A 19,011-nucleotide genomic window follows, 5' to 3' on the forward strand; every position below is an offset into this window, starting at 1 on the left:
AACCTCCTACGTTTCAAAGAATCATTACACGTTCATAAAAAGTTTCAGCACAAAAAATCATACATAACCCTTATCATTCATCACAAAAGAGTTATAATCGGTATAACGATTATAAAATATATGATTGAGGAATGGGGATTCTTCAGTTGTATGACAAAAAATTCAGGGGATAAGGATGGGGTTTTCATGAGCAGTACGCAAACGAGAACAGACGTCATTTTGATTGGGGCAGGAATTATGAGCGCAACGCTCGGTTCACTCTTTAAAGAGCTCGTACCGGAGTGGAACATCAAAGTGTTCGAAAAGCTCGATGCAGCAGGGGAAGAAAGTTCAAACGAATGGAATAACGCAGGTACGGGACATGCCGCACTTTGCGAATTAAACTATACAACAGAGAACGCAGATGGGACGATCGACATCTCCAAAGCAGTCAACGTCAACGAGCAGTTCCAAATCTCACGCCAGTTTTGGGCGCATCTCGTCAAGCAAGGATTGATTGAAAATCCAGGTGCCTTTATTCGTTCGATTCCACATATGAGCATGGTCCAAGGGGAGAAGAACGTCGACTTCTTGAAACGTCGTTTGGAAGCGCTCACAACGAATCCGTTGTTTGAAGGGATGGTCTTATCAGACGATCCGAGTCAGCTACGGGAATGGTTCCCCCTCATCATGGACGGACGGACATCGGACGAACCGATTGCCGCGACGAAAATTGATTCAGGGACGGACGTGAACTTTGGTGCGTTGACACGGATGTTGTTTGACCATCTCACGTCGAACGGAGTTGAGGTCAACTACGGCCATAGCGTCGAGGACGTGAAACGTCTCGACAACGGTCTTTGGGAAGTGAAAGTGAAAGACATGTCTCGGAACACGATTGAGACGCATACGGCACCGTTCCTCTTCATCGGAGGTGGTGGTGGAAGTTTACCACTCTTACAAAAGACAGGGATTCCAGAGTCGAAACAAATCGGTGGATTCCCAGTCAGCGGGCTCTTCCTCGTTTGTAAAAATCGTGAGGTCATCGAGCAACATCATGCGAAGGTCTACGGGAAGGCGAAAGTGGGGGCACCACCAATGTCGGTACCGCACCTCGACACACGCTTTATTGATGGGCGCAAAGAGTTGTTGTTTGGACCGTTCGCCGGCTTCACGCCGAAATTCTTAAAAACAGGATCGAACTTGGATTTGATTCGTTCGGTCAAACCAAACAACGTCATCACGATGCTTGCGGCAGGGGCAAAAGAGATGCCGCTCACGAAGTATTTGATCGAGCAGGTACTCTTGTCTCACGACAAACGGATGGATGAACTCCGTGAATTTATCCCGAATGCCAAGAACGAAGATTGGGAGATTGTCGTGGCGGGGCAACGGGTGCAGGTTATCAAAGATACACCGCAAGGAAAAGGGACGCTTCAATTCGGAACGGAAGTCGTCAGTGCCGAAGATGGGTCGGTCGCGGCGCTTCTCGGTGCTTCTCCAGGCGCATCGACGGCCGTGCACGTCATGTTGAAAGTGCTCGAGCAGTGCTTCCCGCAACACTTACCGGAGTGGGAAGCCAAAATCAAAGAGATGGTGCCGTCATATGGCTTGAAGCTGTCGGAACACCCGGATTTATTTAAGACGATTCATGAATCGACTGCGGTCACGCTCGGTTTAGAGGAAAAGGACATGATCCACAATTAATGGATTCAAGGCGAGTATACAATCGTATGCTCGTTTTTTCAGTACCTAGCGTAATCTATATATCGATTGGGTAAATAGTAAATACTAAAAACATTACAACTGAGGAGGGATTGGAATGAAACTTACAAAAATTCAAATCACGACGATTGTATTGTTTATTGTGTGGGGCGTTTGGGAGTTTTTTGTTTATGACTGGGCAAAGACCGAAGAAGGGCCTATTATTCGCGCAGATTTAGTATTCATTTTACCGATACTTGCGATCATGTTAATTCTTTCAATTGTACAATTGATAAGACGTAAAAAGAGCGTTTGAAGAACAACACCGTTCCATCGGAGCAAGACGAATAGTCTTGGTATAGATGGAACGGTGTTGTTTATATAATGATTTCTAAATGACCTTATACCATCTTAAGAAACGTCTTGGCCTGCTGTTCGAGTGTAGCGGCTGAATCCGCCAGTTTTTCGAACTCGCGGACCGTCTGCTCGAGCTGTCCGGAGCTATCTTTGACTTTATGGGAGATTCGTCCGATGCTTGTCGACACGTCATCGATGCGTTTGACGATGCCTTCGATGTTGTTATTCACCTCGGTGATGGAAAGCGAAACTTTGTTCGAAAGGTTACGGACCTCTGTCGCAACCACATTGAAGCCACGTCCATGCTCACCTGCACGTGCCGCCTCGATTGCGGCATTGAGTGCGAGGAGATTGGTTTGAGCAGCGATTTCGCGAATCGTTCGGACAATATCCGTGATTGTCTTCGCCTCTTGTTGGAGCGCTTTTAAGTGCTCTAGGTTTTGAGTCGACTCTTGCTCGATTAGTTTGACGTTCTCGAGGACGTGTTCTCCGTCTTGTTTCCCGATTTGGGACTGAGCGGATAAGTATTCTGACGTCTCTTGAAGGTCATTCGCCATGTGGAGTACGTCTTGTTGCCGTGACGTGATATCGGCCGCAATCTTTGAGACGCCGATGACGTTCTGGTTGTCGTCATCGAAAATCGGCATGTAGGTCGCCTCTAGCCAGACACTATGACCATCCGCGGCACGTCGTTCAATCTTGTCGTGATAACTCAATCCTTGCATGAGCTTACGCCAAAACAGGTCGTATTGGGGGCTGTTTGCAAACTCGGGCAAGCAAAGATCACGATGAGGGCGTCCCATCAGTTCATGAACTTCATACCCCATCGTTCTGGCAAAAATCTCATTGACGTAAGCGACGCGACGATTCTCATCAAAACGAATGATTGCTAGATTGTTTTCGATTGCCCGAACGACGTGCGTGTCGGTGACATGGGTCGTACTAGAGTGCAGTTGCATCCTAACATCCTCCCTATATCAGTTGCTGTATTTGTTTTAGGATACATGAAAAATGTCAAAAAAAGTATATTATTGTGACAGAACAAAAAAGACCACTTCCAAACGGAAGAGGTCAAGGTGTGAGTGTCGCCATGCTTTCATGTAAGTACTCGCCAATCGTGCGCTCGATTTCGCTCTCTGAACGCTCGAGAGCAAGGGAGAGCTCTTTCACCAAAATCGTTTTGGCATTCTCTAAAATTTTACGATCTTGTTCGTACAGCTTTTTGTTCGCTTGAAGTGCCTCGATGTGTCGACGGCTCAATGTATTCACGACTTGGGCAATCTCGTGACGGTTTCCTGAATGGACGACATTTAAAAATTCACGATTGCGATTGTTCGAATGCGGATTCCATTCAACGCCAGGCGAGCGGAACGACTCTAAAATCTCTGATGCCTCGTCTGCTTCTAGTAACGTCAACATCATCACGTTGTCATTATCAACTGGGATGCTGATTTGTAACTTTTGTGAGTTGTTGATGGGGTGAAGCGTATAGTACGATTTCGTTTCTCCTGCGACCGTTTTGTCCGAAATGTCGTCAATCCGACATACGCCATGGGTCGAGTAGATGATTAAGTCTCCAGCTTTAAACAAGTCGATCACCTCTTCCTTATCTATAAGCATAGTCATTCAGAAGATGAAATGTCAACTCGGTTGACGTTTAAAGGAAGATGTGCATACAAAAATCGTGACAAGTTTAACTCGTCACGATTACAGGTTCCAATCCAAGCGCAGAATGGTTTTCAGTTGTTCGAACGCCTCTCGACCTAGACTATCTTGGATCCGTTGCTCGAGTTGTGCTTTAAGTGTCTCGTTTTGTTCATAACAAGTGTGACCGAACGAGGTCAACTCGATACATTTGTCCTTTCGATTTTGCGGGTGGTCCGTCACGAGGACGAGCGCTTTACTCTCAAGGTTCTTGATCAGCTTATGAATCGCTTGGCGAGAGATGTGGACATTGCGCGTGACCTCGGCAATCGTCGTCTTTGATTGATAAAGTGTCGCGAGAATATACCATTCCGAGTTCGAGAGTTGGATATCACTTTGTTCATTCCAAGATTGTTCACTCATGCGTCGAACTTGATCATTTCGCTCTGACAATAAATCAAGTAGACGGGTTGACGTTGATGGAGTCAAATCAAGTCACTCCTCTTTCATTTCCGGCTTTTAGACGTTCCTAACTATACAAAAGCAACTATACCCCGTCAACGCCAATCTAGAACAAAACGGGGCATAAGGCCCCGTTTTGATTAGCAGTCTTTATTTTTGAAGTCGATGACCATACGTCCTTGAATTTTCCCTTGCTCCATCTCTTCGAACACGTCTTGCACCTCGTGAAGACAGCGTTTATGAACGACCGGCACGACGAGTCCTTCTGCCCCGAACTGGAAGGCTTCTTCTAAGTCTCTCCGTGTTCCGACGAGTGAGCCGACCACTTCGATTCCATCGAGGACGAGACGAGGGATGTTCAAATCCATCGTTTCAGAAGGTAGACCGACCGCGACCACTTTCCCACAAGCGCGGACTGCATTGACTGCCGAATTGAAGGCGACTTTTGAGACGGCCGTGACGACAGCGGCGTGGGCCCCACCGAACTTCTCTTGTACGATGTCAGCTGCATCTCTTTCAGTCGATGGGTTGATCGTCAAATCAGCTCCACTCTCTTTGGCGAGTTCGAGCTTATCATCGTTCAAGTCAACGGCGATGACGTGTGCGTTGAAGACGTGTTTCGCATATTGGATGGCCAGGTTGCCGAGTCCACCGCAACCATAGATGACGACTGTCTCCCCAGGTTTCACGTCTGCGACTTTGATTGCCTTATACGTCGTGACGCCTGCGCATGTGATGCTCGAAGCTTGCGCAGGATCCAAGCCTTCCGGCACTTTGACGGCATAGTCGGCGACGACGATACTTTGTTCGGCCATACCGCCGTCCACGCTATATCCGGCATTTTGAACGTTTCGGCAGAACGTTTCCCGTCCCGTCGTACAATATTCGCAGCGACCACATGCATGATACATCCAGGCGATACTGACGCGGTCGCCGACGTTTAGACTTTTGACATCGTCCGCGATTTTTGACACGATCCCGATCCCTTCATGACCAAGCACGCGTCCTTGCACATCCCCGAAGTCACCGGCCGCGACGTGAAGGTCCGTGTGACAAACGCCACAGTACTCGACATCGACGAGCGCCTCACCTGCCTGTAATGGACGTAGTTCCTTTTCAACGACTTCGATGTTAGCCTTGCTTGCTGAATTGACAACGACTGCTTTCATGTTTGAACACACTCCTTGTGAGAATTTAGCGAACCTGATGGAAAACCCTTCTCAATCACATCGTCAGAATAGCACAAAAAATGGTATGAAAGCGCTTTATTTTTGGATAGCATTTGTCTGAAAGATGAACTTTTCTCACACAAAGATTTAGGGAAATAGAGATAGAGAAAGTAGACGAAAGGAGTGTCAGTTACATGACGCGGACAGCGTTATTTCACACATACAAATCGAAAATTTTGCAGTTATCAGATTTAGAAGAAGAAATATTAAAAAGTGAAGACTTTCTGTTAGACCGTGATGAAAAGAAACAACTCGACATCTATTATGCACCGTTCGAATACATCAATCCAAAGGCAAAAGTCGTCATCGCGGGAATCACGCCAGGTTTATATCAGATGCGTCAGTCGTTCGAGGCAATCCGTGACTTGAAGGATGCAACGGACGAAGAGGCGCTTCGAGCCGTCAAACAACGTGGCAGTTTTTCCGGTCCGATTCGAAAGAACTTAGTGACGATGCTAGACGATTTGGAGTTACATCATCATTTGGGAATCGAATCATCCCTCGATTTGTTTGGATCAGCGAACCATCTCGTTCAAAACACGGCGGTCCTCCCTTATCCCGTCTTCTATAAAGGCAAGAACTATAACGGATCGAGCCCGGATATGATTCGAACAGAGCTGTTTCGACCGTACGTAGAAGGAATCTTCGCAGAAGAGATGGCCCATCTTCAAGATGCACTCATCCTACCGATGGGCGTGAACGTAAGGCGAGCCGTGGAGTTATTGGTTGAGCGAGGTCTTTTGGATCAAGATCGCGTAGTGAGTGGGTTTCCACATCCGTCTGGTGGGAACGGTCATCGCCATCGCATCTTTGCCGAAAATCGAGACGCCATGAAACGACACATCGCTGAACATTTTAAACGACATCCACTCTGAACCGCAGTGCGGTTCTTTTCATGTGAGCACATGAACTGACATCGACTCTTTACTTCGCTAAAATGATAAACGGTTGACTCACTCACGAGATGTAGAAAGGATGTCTGCCATGATCACATTGTCGTCCGTCCATAAGCGGTATGGACAAGAAATGGCCGTCCGCGATGTATCGCTTCATATTCGAAAAGGTGAGATTTACGGCATCATCGGCGCGAGCGGTGCCGGGAAGTCGACGCTTCTTCGATTGATGAATTTGTTGGAGAAACCGGATGCCGGGAGCGTCACAGTCGATGGCGACCAGTTGACCGAACTCTCTAACAGGGAACTACGCAAGAAGCGACATCGGATCGGTATGATTTTTCAACAATTTAATCTTGTTGCAAACAAGACCGTCTTTGATAACGTCCTCGATTCACTGAAACTTGCCAAGCGGCCGAAAGCATCATGGGAGACGCGCGTGATGGAATGTCTCCGGTTCGTTGGACTCGAAGTGTATCGCGATAAATATCCTTCCCAGTTGAGTGGGGGACAGAAGCAACGTGTCGCCATCGCTCGGGCACTCGCAAGTGAACCGAGCGTACTCCTATGCGATGAACCGACCTCTTCTCTCGACCCAAATACGACAGCGGAAGTGCTGCGTGTCCTTCAGTCAGTCAATGAAAAACTCGGCGTCACCGTTGTGCTCGTCACACATGAGATGGATGTCATTCGTCAAATCTGTCATCGTGTCACCGTCATGGCAGACGGTACCGTTCATGAGACGATTGAACGGGAGCCGACAGGGGTGGTCGCCATCGATCAGAACCCAAGTTGGTTCGTCGAACAGTTGCGAGAGGAAGGTGAATCGAATGCCTGACATCTTGGTGCGTTATCAATCAGAGATTTGGCAATCCATCGCCGAAACGTTCATTATGGTCGGGGTATCGATTCTCGCCGCAATTCTAGTCGGATTGCCGTTAGGCACGTGGCTTTACCTTTCGCGTAAAGGACAATTGTTAGAGAACCAAATCGTCTTCTCCGTCCTCAACCTGGTCGTGAACATCGTGCGGTCTTTCCCATTCTTGTTACTCGTCGTGTTTTTGATTCCATTTACACGACTTATTATCGGGACCGCCATCGGAACGGCAGCAGCGACGGTGCCACTTTCCATCATTGCCATCGCACATTATGCACGCCTTGTCGAACAGTCGTTGATTGATGTCCCACGCGGGGTCATTGAAGCGGCACTCTCGATGGGCGCATCGGTGAAAGATATCATCTTTAAGTTTCTATATGTGGAAGCCCGATCTGGCCTCGTCCTTGGCTTGACCACATCCATCATCAGCTTTATCTCGTACTCGACGATCATGGGGGTCGTCGGGGGAGGTGGCATCGGTGACTTTGCCATCCGTTATGGGTATCAGCAGTTCCAGACCGAACTCATGCTCTATATGATTCTCATCATGCTCGTCTTCGTGCAATTGATCCAGTTCACGGGCACGACCGTGGCACGAATCATCGACAAACGCTAAACAGAAAGTAGGAAATGAATATGAAAAAATTGATGGCACTTCTTGCCTCACTCACACTCGTCCTCGCCGCATGCGGGAACGACACAGAAACACAAACAGAACAAGCGAACGAACCACAGACGTTGAAAGTCGCGTCACTCATCCCACCGATGACAGATATGCTTGATATCGCGAAAGAACAGCTCGCGGAAGACAATATCGAACTCGAAATTGTCGTCCTCGGAGACAACGTCCAACCGAACTCGGCACTTGCGGCAAAAGAAGTCGATGCGAACTTCTTCCAACACGTCCCGTACATGGAAGAGTTCAACCGCAGCAATGATGCGAATCTCGTTCCCATCGAACCGATTTATTTCGCAAACTACGGCGTATACGCGAAAAACTATGACAATATGGAAGACCTCCCGGAAGGCGCGACAATCGCCATCGCCAACGACGTATCGAACATCGACCGTTCGCTCTCCCTTCTCGCACAACATGATGTGATCGAGCTCGGAGAGAAAGAAGGCACGTACTATACACAAGCTGATATCACATCGAACCCGAAAAACTTCAAGTTTGAAGAAGTCGACTTGTTGATGCTCGCTCGTGCATACGATGATGTTGATGCGGTCTTGATGACACCGGCTTACGCGGCACCACTCGGTTTGACACCGAAGAGTGACGCACTCCTAACAGAAGGTGTCGAGAACGACTTCGCCATCACGCTCGTCGCACGTGAAGACAATCAGGACGACGAAGCGATTCAAAAACTTGGTGAGGCACTCACAAGTGATGAAGTCCGTGCGTTCTTAGAAGAAAACTACGAAGAGACGGCGATTCCGGCGTTTTAAACAAGAAAGATTGAGCCTGAGGTGGCTCAATCTTTTTTAGTACTCTTCGTATTCTCTCGGGTCTTGGTCATCGATGCGACCATCCGGTTTCGTCAACGCATTGAGCGTCTCCATCTCTTCCTCGGTCAATTCGAAGTTGAAGACGTCGAGGTTCTCTTTTTGGTGTAACTCATTAGACGAGCGGGCGAGCGGGATGACCCCAAGTTGCACGTGCCAACGTAAGATGACTTGAGAGACGCTCTTTCCTTTTTGTTTCGCGAGCTCTGTGATCTTCTCGTCATGGATAACCGTGCGGGCGCGACTGAGCGGGCTCCACGCTTCTGTGATGATGCCGCGTTCTTTGTCGGCTTGCCGCTGTTCGACTTGCGAGAAGTACGGGTGTAACTCGATTTGGTTGATGACCGGTGTTTCTCCCGTCTCTTCAATCAAGCGGTCAAGGTGCTCCGGCATGAAGTTCGATACCCCGATGGAGCGAATCCATCCATTTTTCTTCGCTTGAATCAAGGCACGCCATGCCTCGACGTACTTGTCTTGTTTCGGGTTTGGCCAATGCAAGAGGAACAAATCCCAATAGTCGAGGTTCGCCCGATATAAGGACTCTCGAATCATCTCGAGTGCTTGGTCGTAGTCGTAATATTGCGCGCGTAATTTTGATGTTAAGAAAAGCTGTTCGCGCGGGATGCCAGATTGACGAACCGCTTCACCGACCGCACCTTCATTGTCGTAGCGAATCGCCGAATCGATGAGCCGATACCCGTTTCGGATGGCGCACGTAATGGCGTCGACCCCTGCTTCACCTTTTAAATAAACTGTTCCGAGTCCGATGGCCGGAATCTCATAACCGTCATGTAGCTTGATTGTTGGAATACCCATCAAATGCCTCCCCATTCAAAATCCGTTCTCTAGTCGGGTATTCCACTTTCCTCGGAAATGAAACGTTTGAATGTGAGGTCAACGTCGAAACGCTTTGATCAACCCTTCAGCCAAATCGAGGATACACACGACGATTACCGTGAACAGAATACTCCACACAGCCCATTGGCTGATTGTTTCGATGTCGATTGTAGTTTGTTCAGCGATCAATGAGAGGACATTAGAAGAAAGTAAATCGGGTTGCAGTAAAATGAGCGCCGTGACGGCAATCCATACGATATTGAAGAGGGTATTCCACAAGGCGAGCGGCTTTGTCCAGTGTCGAACGATCCATTTGTAAATAGCGATGGCGATGCCAAAGGCGGCCAAGGCGATGACAAACGGGAAAAAGCGATCCAAGACCGACGAATTGAACAGCGGATAGGATTCGCCATTAATGACGACACGAACCATCTGCTCGGCGTTGACGTACAAGACGACCAGGAGAACGGTGGCGACCAAGTCAAATAAGATCGAACCAAAAGAAATCGAGGTCGAACGTGGCTTTACTTTCTTGAGTTGTTCAGGTTTCCAACTCGAGAAGGGTACTTCACCCTCAGGTACGGCACGCTCAATGATGAAGAACGTGAGGGTGATCCAGAATAGTGTCTGAACGACGACATTGAAGATGGCCGCCCCAGTTTGAAGGAATGCTTGAATCAAGAATTGACTCCAAGACGTGTCGTCGATGGGATTGGTCAAATAACCGATGATGGAGAGAATGGTGACGACCGTGACGGCAATTGGTAAGACGATCTTGATGATGTTCACATACTGTGTGAAGAGGGCAGGACCGATGAGATAGAGTGGCCGGTTCGCATAGCGAGCAGCGAGGATATGAGGGTCGCCGAGTTGGCGCAATGCTTCAAATAAAGCCGCTTCAGACGGGTCATTTCCAGTCATGTCATCAATGGTCGATTCCAATTCGAGTGCGACGTCTTGCCGCATCGACTCTGGGATTCGAGAGGTGACTTCATCGATATACACATCACGAAGATTCATGATCATTTCCTCCTTCAATTAGACGGGTCAATGTTTTCGACATGTTCATCCATTCCACGTACAACTCATTCAAAATATCCATTCCGTCTGGGCTGAGCACATAGTACTTGCGAGGTCGACTCTCCGTCGTGTCCCAGGAACTCGTGACGAGTCCTTGTTTTTCAAGTCGACGCAAGAGTGGGTAAAGCGTACTCTGGTCAATGTTGATGTCGGCATCAAGTAGTGCTTGAACGAGAGAATAGCCGTATTGGGGTGTCTTCAACTGGCTGAGCACCGCAATCGTCAATGTGCCGCGCCGCAACTCCGTCACCAACGAGGCTTTTACATCGGACATTTTTTCGCCTCCTTCATTCGTTTATCTTTATACTGTATATCATACACTATAAGTTATCATACATCAATGTGAATAAAAGTATTGAGTCATTTCCTGGTTTTGGGATAATAAAGAGGAGGTGATGTTGATGAAGTGGTGGTGGATGGTTGGCGGTGTGGTGATTGCCAGTTTATTGACGATCAATGCGCAGTGGTATGGGAATGCGGCGACGTTTGGGGTACCGATTGGCTGGATCATCATGTTGCTAGTCTTGGCACAGTTTCGAAAGCCGACATCGACTCTTTGGGCGGTGTCGGTCGGAGTGATGAGTGTTGGGGTGGCGATTTTGCTCTCGATTCCAAGCTACTCGTTAGCTGAGGCAGAAGAGACGTTGAGCAAAACGTACAAGGACGTGACGTACATGGAGAGCGTTCCGACGACCGGGGGAGAGTGGAATCCATTTACTCCTCGAGTGGGCTATCGGTTTGAAACGGAGAGCGGAGACTCGATTTTATTCATCCCGGACTCGGGGAAGACGTTTGAACTGTAAAAAAAGACTCGCTCTCATGATAGAGGGCGAGTCTTTGTGTTAGTTGCGGATCATGTAGTCGAAGGCGCCGAGTGCGGCTGTCGCACCAGAACCCATCGAGATGATGATTTGTTTGTAGGCGCTGTTCGTGCAGTCTCCTGCTGCGAACACACCTGGGACGTTCGTCGCGCCATGACGGTCGACGACGATTTCCCCGAAGTTGTTGCGTTCGACCAAGTCGAGCCAGTCCGTGTTCGGGACGAGACCGATTTGGACGAAGACGCCTTCCAATTCGACGTGATGTGACTCGTTCGTTTCACGAGACACATAGGAGATCCCGTTCACTTTGTCCGTACCCGTGATTTCTGTCGTCTGAGCGTTCGTGATGACAGTCACATTCGGGAGGCTGTGGAGACGGTCTTGTAGCACTTGGTCGGCCTTGAGTTCAGGAGCGAACTCGAGGACCGTTACGTGCTTGACAATCCCTGCGAGGTCGATGGCCGCTTCAATCCCGGAGTTACCGCCACCGATGACCGCGACACGTTTCCCTTCGAAGAGAGGACCGTCACAGTGCGGGCAGTAAGCGACCCCTTTGTTTTTGAACTCCGCCTCACCTGGGACGTTGACGTTACGCCAGCGTGCACCAGTCGAGAGGATGACACTCTTGCTCTTCAAGACAGCACCGTTCTCGAGTTCGATCTCGACGAGGTCCTTTTTCTCAAGACGCTTCGCGCGTTGGAGGTTCATGACGTCGATGCCATACTCTTTGACGTGCTCTTCAAGACTTGCGACAAGCTTTGGACCTTCTGTATAAGCGGTACCGATGAAGTTCTCAATGCCCATCGTGTCCATCACTTGACCACCGAAGCGTTCTGCGATGATTCCGGTACGGATTCCTTTACGAGCCACGTATACAGCTGCACTCGCACCCGCTGGACCACCACCGACGACGAGGACGTCGTACGGGTCTTTGTCCGAGAACGCAGAGGCGTCAGGACCTGTACCGAGTTTTGCCAAGATTTCTTCGAGTGACATCCGTCCGTTACCGAACGATTCGCCGTTCAAGAAGACCGTCGGGACAGCCATGATTTCTTTTGCTTCCACTTCATCCTTGAACGCGGCTCCATCGATCATCGTGTGGGTGATGTTCGGATTGAGGACGCTCATGACGTTTAGCGCTTGCACGACGTCAGGACAGTTGTGGCAGCTGAGACTGATGTATGACTCGAAGTGATACGTGCCTTCGATGTTTTGAATCTGTTTGATTGTGTCCGCATCGACTTTCGGTGCGCGCCCACTCACTTGGAGGAGGGCGAGGACGAGTGATGTGAACTCGTGTCCGAGTGGAATCCCCGCGAAGACGATTCCTGTCTCTTCAGATGGACGGTTCACGCTAAAGCTCGGTGTACGCTCGAGTGTCGCGCGTTCGACCGAGATGCGTGATGACATGCTGGCGAGTTCGTTGACGAGCTCGAGCATCTCATTTGAGACTTTGTCTTCCCCAGCGCTCACACGGAGGACGACATCGCCCTCCATGAGCTGGAGATATTGGTCGAGCTGTTGTTTAATCGCTGCTTCTAACATGCAATCGCTCCTTACAATTTACCGACGAGGTCAAGGCTTGGGCGGAGTGTTTCAGAACCCTCTTCCCATTTCGCTGGGCAGACTTCGCCTGGGTTGTTGCGTACGTATTGTGCTGCTTTGACTTTATTGACGAGCGTGCTCGCGTCACGGCCGATGCCGCCAGCGTTGATCTCGACAGTTTGGATGACACCGTCTGGGTCGATGATGAACGTACCACGGTCTGCGAGGCCGTCTTCTTCGTTCAAGACGTCGAAGTTGCGTGAGATGACGTGTGATGGGTCACCGATCATGATGTACTCGATTTTTCCGATTTTCTCAGATGTTTCGTGCCAAGCTTTATGTGTGAAGTGTGTGTCTGTAGAGACAGAGTATACTTCTACACCGAGGTTTTTAAGTGTAGCGTACTCGTTTTGAAGGTCTTCAAGTTCAGTTGGGCAGACAAATGTGAAGTCAGCTGGGTAGAAGCAGACAACGCTCCATTTGCCTTTGAGGTCGTTCTCTGTAACTTCGAGGAATTCACCTGTTTGGAATGCTTGTGCTTTGAATGGTAGTACTTCTTTGCCGATTAATGACATGGGTTATGTCCTCCTTGTTTTTTTACTCTAGCGTTTCTATCTCGACTAGAATAATTATAATGTAATACTAACTTCATATAACGAGCTGAAATTGTCAAGGCGTTTGCATGCTTTGAAAATATAAGGCATAACAGTAGATTGTCTGTATTTGGCTTAATAAAAGCAAAGAAAACGATTACATAAAAATAGGTATTTTTATCTCGTTTTTCTTATTTTGAAAAATGAACAGCATGAATATAGTTACAAATATTTTGGGAAGGGTTATACATTTTCTCGTCGGAAATTGGAGGATTATCAATTACATCAATAAAATAACCTTAATCACTAGTAGCGATTAAGGTTGAATTTTGTACGTGCATGCTAATTTTAAACTACTCCATCCGTGAGACTCTCCTGCAGAAAATTTTAAGCGCATGATTAATTGTTCTTTGTCCTCATTCCAAAAAATCGCATTGTTGATCTTCGTTGGATGATTTGCAATAAACCTAAGATCTTCTCCATAGGAAACGATTTTAGACAATTTTGCATAATTACTTTCATAAAAAGTATGAAGTGTAGGTATATCTCCTACGATTGTTGATACACCAAGCTTTAAACAAGCTTTTGAGGCTTTGGACAGAGAATCAGCAAGATATTGATTTGCGGATTCTAGCACCTCTTCTCGGGTTAACTTTCCTTCCAAATAAAGACCTTTTAGTTCTTTTGCCACTTGAGTCGTTTCACCAATTCTAAAGTAGTTTGCTCCTAAAATAGTTCCAAATCCAGGATTCTTTACTACAGGTATCGAATTTGATTTAGCATTTGCTTTTAACGAGTAACAGAGCTCTTTTAATTTCACTTCTGAAGAATTAGGATTCCTTGGAGTTAAAGTGATTTTTATATCTGAATTGTCTTTAATATCTAGTCTGTAAGCATCATCGGTGAGCGATACTGAAGAGATTTTATACTCTGAATACTCTTCTTTAATACTAGGTAGTAAAATTGATTCGACAGCATCTTTTGATGCGTACTTTAATTTTTCTAGTGTATCTTTTTTTAAATTTTCACCATATATCTTTAAGTTATTTAAATGACGAGGTTCCTTTGAATTTTCATCAGAAATAATTGCCTCTTGATTAGTGAGCAGATAGTGATAAATGAGAGCTTCATTCACTTTACCAATACTATTTGGATCATTCGATCTAACTTCATTAGTTTCATGAATAAGTTGGGTCCAAATATCTTCAAACTTACGAATTAGTTCTTGGTTAATGTTAGTTGTAGACTCATTGTTAAACAAAGCGGTAGTTAGTTTGATAGGACTATGGGGCTGACTTTCGAATTTAAATCTGATATACAATGTGATATTTCCATCTGTAAAACCAATAGATGCATTGCCTTTACGGAACAAAATTATGTTTGCGTCAGGATCAAATTGATATTTCTTTTCGAGAACAGGGAACTCTGGTGCCTTTTCAATCGACACTAACATGGACTCCCCTTGAAATAGTAATAGATTTAATCCAGAAATCACCTGTTGTTGATTATTACTATTTAGAAGTTCTTGAAACATTTCTAACGTACTTTCTCTTAATGAATACAGAATGTTTTTTCGAGCTATTCTAGCTTTTTCATTTGATGAAAACGTAATGTTTTGTTTACGTACTTCATTACGATAATCTTTTAGAGATTTATATTGGTTAGTTGACCTTAAAAAACTTTTGAAAAAGGCTTCATATAGTCTGTTTAACGTTGAGTTAAATTTATCTTGTAAAAGAGGATCATTAAAATATTTGGATAAGAAGCTTTTGCCACCTAAATTCCGAGGTTGGATATCTCCAGTTTTTGAGTTAAAGAGGTGATATGGTACTTGGTGTTTATGTAGTGTTAATGTTAGGTCAGGATGTTGATCAGGGTTTGGGGTATCAAACTTACTTTGTATTGAAGTAATTGAAGAATGCTTTTTATAGAGATACATTGCAGTTGCAGCTGAAGAAGAGTGTAAATCAATGCGTTCCCCTTTAATCAATTTTGATAAGTAGTACTTCACTTCTAATACATGTTGATTGCCTCTTTGCTTTTGCATCATTATGAATTTCTCCTATTTAACATTTTCTCTAAACTGTATTGTTTATTATATCGTTTTGGTCCTCATTTTTTGGAAAAACTTAACTCTGGCCATTTTGAATAGAGTCAGTTATGATTAATGAATAAGAGAAAATTATGTAACGGCGAAGAAGATGAGGTGAGAGGACATGAAAATTGACGAACGAGGTAGAGCTAAATTTAGACCCACAAATGACTACTCATCCGAAGATGTGAAGCAAGTATTAATGGAAAAAATTAAAGAAGAGTCTGGTCGAATTATTCAATCTTCTAAAGATGAAGAAATTTTGAATAGTATTAAGCGAGAAAAGCATAAATTTCACGTAGTCAGTCTGTTTTCTGGTTGTGGTGGTTTAGATTTAGGGTTTGATTTAGCTGGATTAGTATCGAGTCAAGAAACTCCAAGCATTCTAGAAGAAGTATATAAGTCGAAAAGTAACTTTGACAGATTAGGAAAGCAAAATATATTTCAGACGATTTATTCAAACGACTTATTTAAAGAGTCAGCAAGGTCTTATAAGTTAAACTTTGATAATGAACACACAGTTCAGGATCCACGAGATATACGAAAAATTAAATACTTTCCGTATGCTGATGTAATTTTAGGTGGTTTTCCTTGTCCTGGATTTTCAGCAGCTGGTCCGAGACTAATCGACGATGAAAGAAACTTCTTATATATTCATTTTATTCGTGCAATCATTCAAGCGAAACCAAAAGTGTTTGTAGCTGAGAATGTGAAAGGTCTTTTAACATTAGGAAAAGGTGAAGTTGCTAGACAGATCATAGAAGATTTTGCTTCTGCAGGCTATAAAATACAGTATAAATTGGTGAATGCAAGAGATTATGGCGTACCACAAATAAGAGAACGTGTATTTATAGTGGGCGTTCGAGATGACGTTAAATTTTCATACAAATTTCCGGAGCCTACTCATGGAGCGGACAGAAAACCGTATGTAACGCTTGAAGATGCTATTGGTGATTTACCAGAATGGCCGGAAGACGTTTATGAAGGCGACTTTTCATCGATCTATTTATCGCGTAATCGTAAAAAGGATTGGAACGATCAAGCTTTTACAGTTCAAGCATCAGGTAGACAAGCACAGTTGTGGCCCGGTGGGGAAAGAATGAAAAAGTTAGGCAAAGATGAGTGGGAATTGATAGGAACTCAGAATCGTCGATTGAGTGTCAGAGAATCGGCGAGAGTTCAAACTTTTCCAGACTGGTGGGTATTTGATGATGGGAGTAGCACATCTGTTAGCTCTAAAAATAATAGGCTAGATAAGCAATATAAACAAATCGGAAACGCAGTCCCGGTTCTATTAGCACGAGCTGTTTTACAACCAATTGCAGATTGGGCTAAGCAAGAAATTGCTCACCAAATTGAAGTAGATAAGCAACAAGCACAGTTGTCATTGGATATTTAAAAGAGGAGGGCTATCCAGCTCTCCTCTTTTAAATAAAAATGAATGTAAAATACGATAAACTTTATTTATTATGTTAACAATCTTAATGTAATATGAATTTTTATGGGTATATTAAACAAAATTTATGTTAATTGGCGTTACTATTAATTAATAGAGTTTATTAATTAATACATTTATTAAATCCTTGCTACGAGTAGAAATCATACGTTTTAAAGTATTTTGATTATTGTTCCCTTCAAGAATCTCTTTCTTTATAGCATCTAATTTGTCTTGAGCAGGATATATATGAAGCTCTAAGAAGGCTTTATCTAATGATTGTCCAGACTTCAAGTTTTCATAGAGGCTCAGCTGCTGTTTCGAACGATTATGATTTGAATCCAACAACATAATATTACCAAGTGAGCCACCAGGTACACCTTTAGCTTTATCAATTTTGTTTAAGAAGTTTTTGGAAACTATATGCTCAAAATCATAGTTTTGTTCTGTAAATTGATCAGAATCAAAAGAATAAATAATTGTGCATATAGATTTTGTAACATTATCAAACAAAATATTATATTTAGAATTTTTTTCTTCAATCCATGAAAGAAGTGCTGTTTCTAAAGTAGACTTTTCAATCGGAGTAGAATATCTATTAGATTTTTTTATAACGATTTCGTCTAATTTACTATCTCCACTTCCTGACCAACGAGAAGTAACTATATCGTAAATATAATACCCGAGAAAATTATTTAAGATAGTATCATAGTTTTTTCTGTATTTAGGTAAAGTCTCGACAATACGATTTTCTTTGTTTATAGTATACTTCGAAATCCACAAAGAACCGAAAAAAGATAATAATTGGAAGTTTGTTGCGTTTTTACTTTGATAAACAACTTTTTTAGCACCGGGCATTCTCAAACGTTTCTCAAAACGATTGTTAATTTCTGAATAAATAGAAAGTACCTTTTCAATATAATCCTCTATAAAATTTGCTGTGAAAATTTCTTTATCATCGATAATTTTACTTAGATTTTTATTTTCAATGTTTAAAGTAATAGCTAATGAAGAATAACCAATTTCATTGATCAAATCCTCTGTAGGAGTGGTCCAAAACACGGGCATTTTTTCGATAATAAGTTTTCCAAAAGCATAACAAAATTCTGAGAAATTAATTTTCATGCTTTCTCGAAGATCTTTCTCATTGAAATTAGTAATCTCAATTTCTCGTTCGGATGTCAAATCATTATATCGCTCAATATTTAATTCTAATAATTTTTGATTGAAAGGTTTATCTGAAAGAACAACTTCTGAATTACTCCATTGTGCAGCAAACACTTGATATTTTGATAACTTTTTGCCGCCGCGATTTAAATTTTCAAAGACAGAAGCTAATTCGTTTTCGTTTCCTGAAAAAGTGATTGTAGGAATTTCGACTTTAGAAACATCTAAAAAATTTGATATTTTATCTTTTATGTGATCTTGAATTGTTCCCAAAATAATAAAAGAATCGCTCTTTAATGAACTTTGTACTAATGGAATAGTAGTAAGTTCCGAATACAGAGCATTATTTTTAGAAATTTTATCATTCTCTATTAAACCTTGAATGATTAAATTTATTCCCTTTTGGACTTCTTGTAAAGTTTTTGGATGAAGACTATTTAAGTCAATTGCTTTAATAATCTTATCTACCTCTTCGTCAAATTCTATATACTTCCCAGGATTTTTTTTGAAATCTTTCATAGTGGTGTAACGTTGAAGACCATCAATTAAAGAGAGTTTCTCCCTGTCGCTATATTTATATATTAAAATTGCACCAAAAGGATATCCTTTATGTAGAGTTTCAATAAATGCTTTTTTTTCTTTCTGTGACCATACTAACCTTCTTTGGAAATTAGGTAATTCTACTGAATCTTCCAATTCTTTGAAGCTCATTCTCTCAGTTTTATATTTCATTTCTCAGCCTCCAAATATTAAAATGTACCTCTATTTTAGTATTTTTTAATATTTAGAT

At 44.0% G+C, this 19,011-nt stretch carries 19 protein-coding genes; 8 read left to right on the forward strand and 11 right to left on the reverse strand.

Annotation, left to right across the window (positions count from 1 at the left end):
• Positions 1-186: 186 nt before the first annotated feature.
• A complete protein-coding gene (locus tag KNO90_RS10790; protein WP_215113576.1) occupies positions 187-1,686 on the forward strand; it encodes a malate:quinone oxidoreductase in 1,500 nt (499 codons plus the stop codon).
• A gap of 115 nt (positions 1,687-1,801) precedes the next feature.
• Positions 1,802-1,999, forward strand: coding sequence for a hypothetical protein (locus KNO90_RS10795; protein ID WP_215113577.1), 198 nt, complete (start codon positions 1,802-1,804; stop codon positions 1,997-1,999).
• Positions 2,000-2,084: 85 nt separating this feature from the next.
• On the opposite strand, the gene KNO90_RS10800 is transcribed toward KNO90_RS10795, so the two are convergent.
• From KNO90_RS10800 to adhP, 4 genes are all read right to left on the reverse strand, one after another.
• Positions 2,085-2,999, reverse strand: a complete 915-nt coding sequence (locus KNO90_RS10800) for a methyl-accepting chemotaxis protein (RefSeq protein WP_215113578.1) — start codon at positions 2,997-2,999, stop codon at positions 2,085-2,087.
• Between the two features lie 112 nt (positions 3,000-3,111).
• Complete coding sequence (locus tag KNO90_RS10805; RefSeq protein ID WP_353048494.1) at positions 3,112-3,639, reverse strand: CarD family transcriptional regulator; 528 nt, start codon at positions 3,637-3,639, stop codon at positions 3,112-3,114.
• Between the two features lie 108 nt (positions 3,640-3,747).
• Positions 3,748-4,173 carry a MarR family winged helix-turn-helix transcriptional regulator gene (locus KNO90_RS10810; RefSeq protein ID WP_214742480.1) on the reverse strand — a complete coding sequence of 142 codons (426 nt, stop codon included), beginning with the start codon at positions 4,171-4,173 and terminating at the stop codon, positions 3,748-3,750.
• Between the two features lie 113 nt (positions 4,174-4,286).
• Positions 4,287-5,315 carry an alcohol dehydrogenase AdhP gene (gene adhP, locus KNO90_RS10815; RefSeq protein WP_215113579.1) on the reverse strand — a complete coding sequence of 343 codons (1,029 nt, stop codon included), beginning with the start codon at positions 5,313-5,315 and terminating at the stop codon, positions 4,287-4,289.
• A gap of 194 nt (positions 5,316-5,509) precedes the next feature.
• On the opposite strand from adhP, the gene KNO90_RS10820 reads away from it, so the two are divergent.
• The 4 genes from KNO90_RS10820 (at position 5,510) to KNO90_RS10835 (ending at position 8,594) form a co-directional block, all read left to right on the forward strand.
• The gene (locus KNO90_RS10820; protein WP_215113580.1) at positions 5,510-6,250 is read left to right on the forward strand and encodes a hypothetical protein; all 741 of its coding nucleotides are present in this window, start codon (positions 5,510-5,512) and stop codon (positions 6,248-6,250) included.
• 109 nt (positions 6,251-6,359) lie between these two features.
• On the forward strand, positions 6,360-7,106 hold the full coding sequence (locus KNO90_RS10825) for a methionine ABC transporter ATP-binding protein (RefSeq protein WP_214742483.1): 747 nt from the start codon (positions 6,360-6,362) through the stop codon (positions 7,104-7,106).
• The gene (locus KNO90_RS10830) at positions 7,099-7,761 is read left to right on the forward strand and encodes a methionine ABC transporter permease (RefSeq protein WP_031424175.1); all 663 of its coding nucleotides are present in this window, start codon (positions 7,099-7,101) and stop codon (positions 7,759-7,761) included. The genes KNO90_RS10825 and KNO90_RS10830 overlap by 8 nt, the downstream gene beginning before the upstream one ends.
• A gap of 20 nt (positions 7,762-7,781) precedes the next feature.
• The gene (locus KNO90_RS10835; RefSeq protein ID WP_214742484.1) at positions 7,782-8,594 is read left to right on the forward strand and encodes a MetQ/NlpA family ABC transporter substrate-binding protein; all 813 of its coding nucleotides are present in this window, start codon (positions 7,782-7,784) and stop codon (positions 8,592-8,594) included.
• A 36-nt stretch (positions 8,595-8,630) separates the two neighbouring features.
• On the opposite strand, the gene KNO90_RS10840 is transcribed toward KNO90_RS10835, so the two are convergent.
• The 3 genes from KNO90_RS10840 to KNO90_RS10850 all read right to left on the reverse strand — a co-directional run bounded on the left by KNO90_RS10840 (position 8,631) and on the right by KNO90_RS10850 (position 10,842).
• Positions 8,631-9,467 (reverse strand): aldo/keto reductase, encoded by an 837-nt coding sequence (locus KNO90_RS10840; RefSeq protein WP_215113581.1) that lies wholly within the window; start codon positions 9,465-9,467, stop codon positions 8,631-8,633.
• A 78-nt stretch (positions 9,468-9,545) separates the two neighbouring features.
• A complete protein-coding gene (locus tag KNO90_RS10845) occupies positions 9,546-10,508 on the reverse strand; it encodes an HAAS signaling domain-containing protein (RefSeq protein ID WP_215113582.1) in 963 nt (320 codons plus the stop codon).
• A complete protein-coding gene (locus KNO90_RS10850) occupies positions 10,495-10,842 on the reverse strand; it encodes a PadR family transcriptional regulator (RefSeq protein WP_015880292.1) in 348 nt (115 codons plus the stop codon). Before KNO90_RS10850 ends, KNO90_RS10845 begins: the two co-directional genes overlap by 14 nt.
• 127 nt (positions 10,843-10,969) lie before the next feature.
• Here KNO90_RS10850 and KNO90_RS10855 point away from each other — a divergent pair, with 127 nt between their 5' ends.
• Positions 10,970-11,371, forward strand: coding sequence for a hypothetical protein (locus KNO90_RS10855; protein ID WP_214742488.1), 402 nt, complete (start codon positions 10,970-10,972; stop codon positions 11,369-11,371).
• Between the two features lie 39 nt (positions 11,372-11,410).
• Here the strand turns inward: KNO90_RS10855 and ahpF are convergent, their stop codons facing one another.
• The 3 genes from ahpF to KNO90_RS10870 form a co-directional block, all read right to left on the reverse strand.
• On the reverse strand, positions 11,411-12,934 hold the full coding sequence (ahpF, locus tag KNO90_RS10860) for an alkyl hydroperoxide reductase subunit F (RefSeq protein ID WP_215113583.1): 1,524 nt from the start codon (positions 12,932-12,934) through the stop codon (positions 11,411-11,413).
• An 11-nt stretch (positions 12,935-12,945) separates the two neighbouring features.
• Complete coding sequence (ahpC, locus tag KNO90_RS10865) at positions 12,946-13,509, reverse strand: alkyl hydroperoxide reductase subunit C (RefSeq protein WP_015880295.1); 564 nt, start codon at positions 13,507-13,509, stop codon at positions 12,946-12,948.
• Positions 13,510-13,843: 334 nt separating this feature from the next.
• Entirely contained in the window at positions 13,844-15,577 is a 1,734-nt protein-coding gene (locus KNO90_RS10870) for a hypothetical protein (RefSeq protein WP_215113584.1), read from the reverse strand.
• Positions 15,578-15,743: 166 nt separating this feature from the next.
• On the opposite strand from KNO90_RS10870, the gene KNO90_RS10875 reads away from it, so the two are divergent.
• A complete protein-coding gene (locus KNO90_RS10875; protein ID WP_211781990.1) occupies positions 15,744-17,018 on the forward strand; it encodes a DNA cytosine methyltransferase in 1,275 nt (424 codons plus the stop codon).
• Between the two features lie 147 nt (positions 17,019-17,165).
• On the opposite strand, the gene KNO90_RS10880 is transcribed toward KNO90_RS10875, so the two are convergent.
• Positions 17,166-18,953 (reverse strand): DUF262 domain-containing protein, encoded by a 1,788-nt coding sequence (locus tag KNO90_RS10880; RefSeq protein ID WP_215113585.1) that lies wholly within the window; start codon positions 18,951-18,953, stop codon positions 17,166-17,168.
• Positions 18,954-19,011: the final 58 nt, after the last annotated feature.

The sequence above is a fragment of the Exiguobacterium sp. s63 genome (assembly GCF_018617335.1).
In the GTDB taxonomy this organism is placed as follows: Bacteria; Bacillota; Bacilli; order Exiguobacteriales; family Exiguobacteriaceae; genus Exiguobacterium.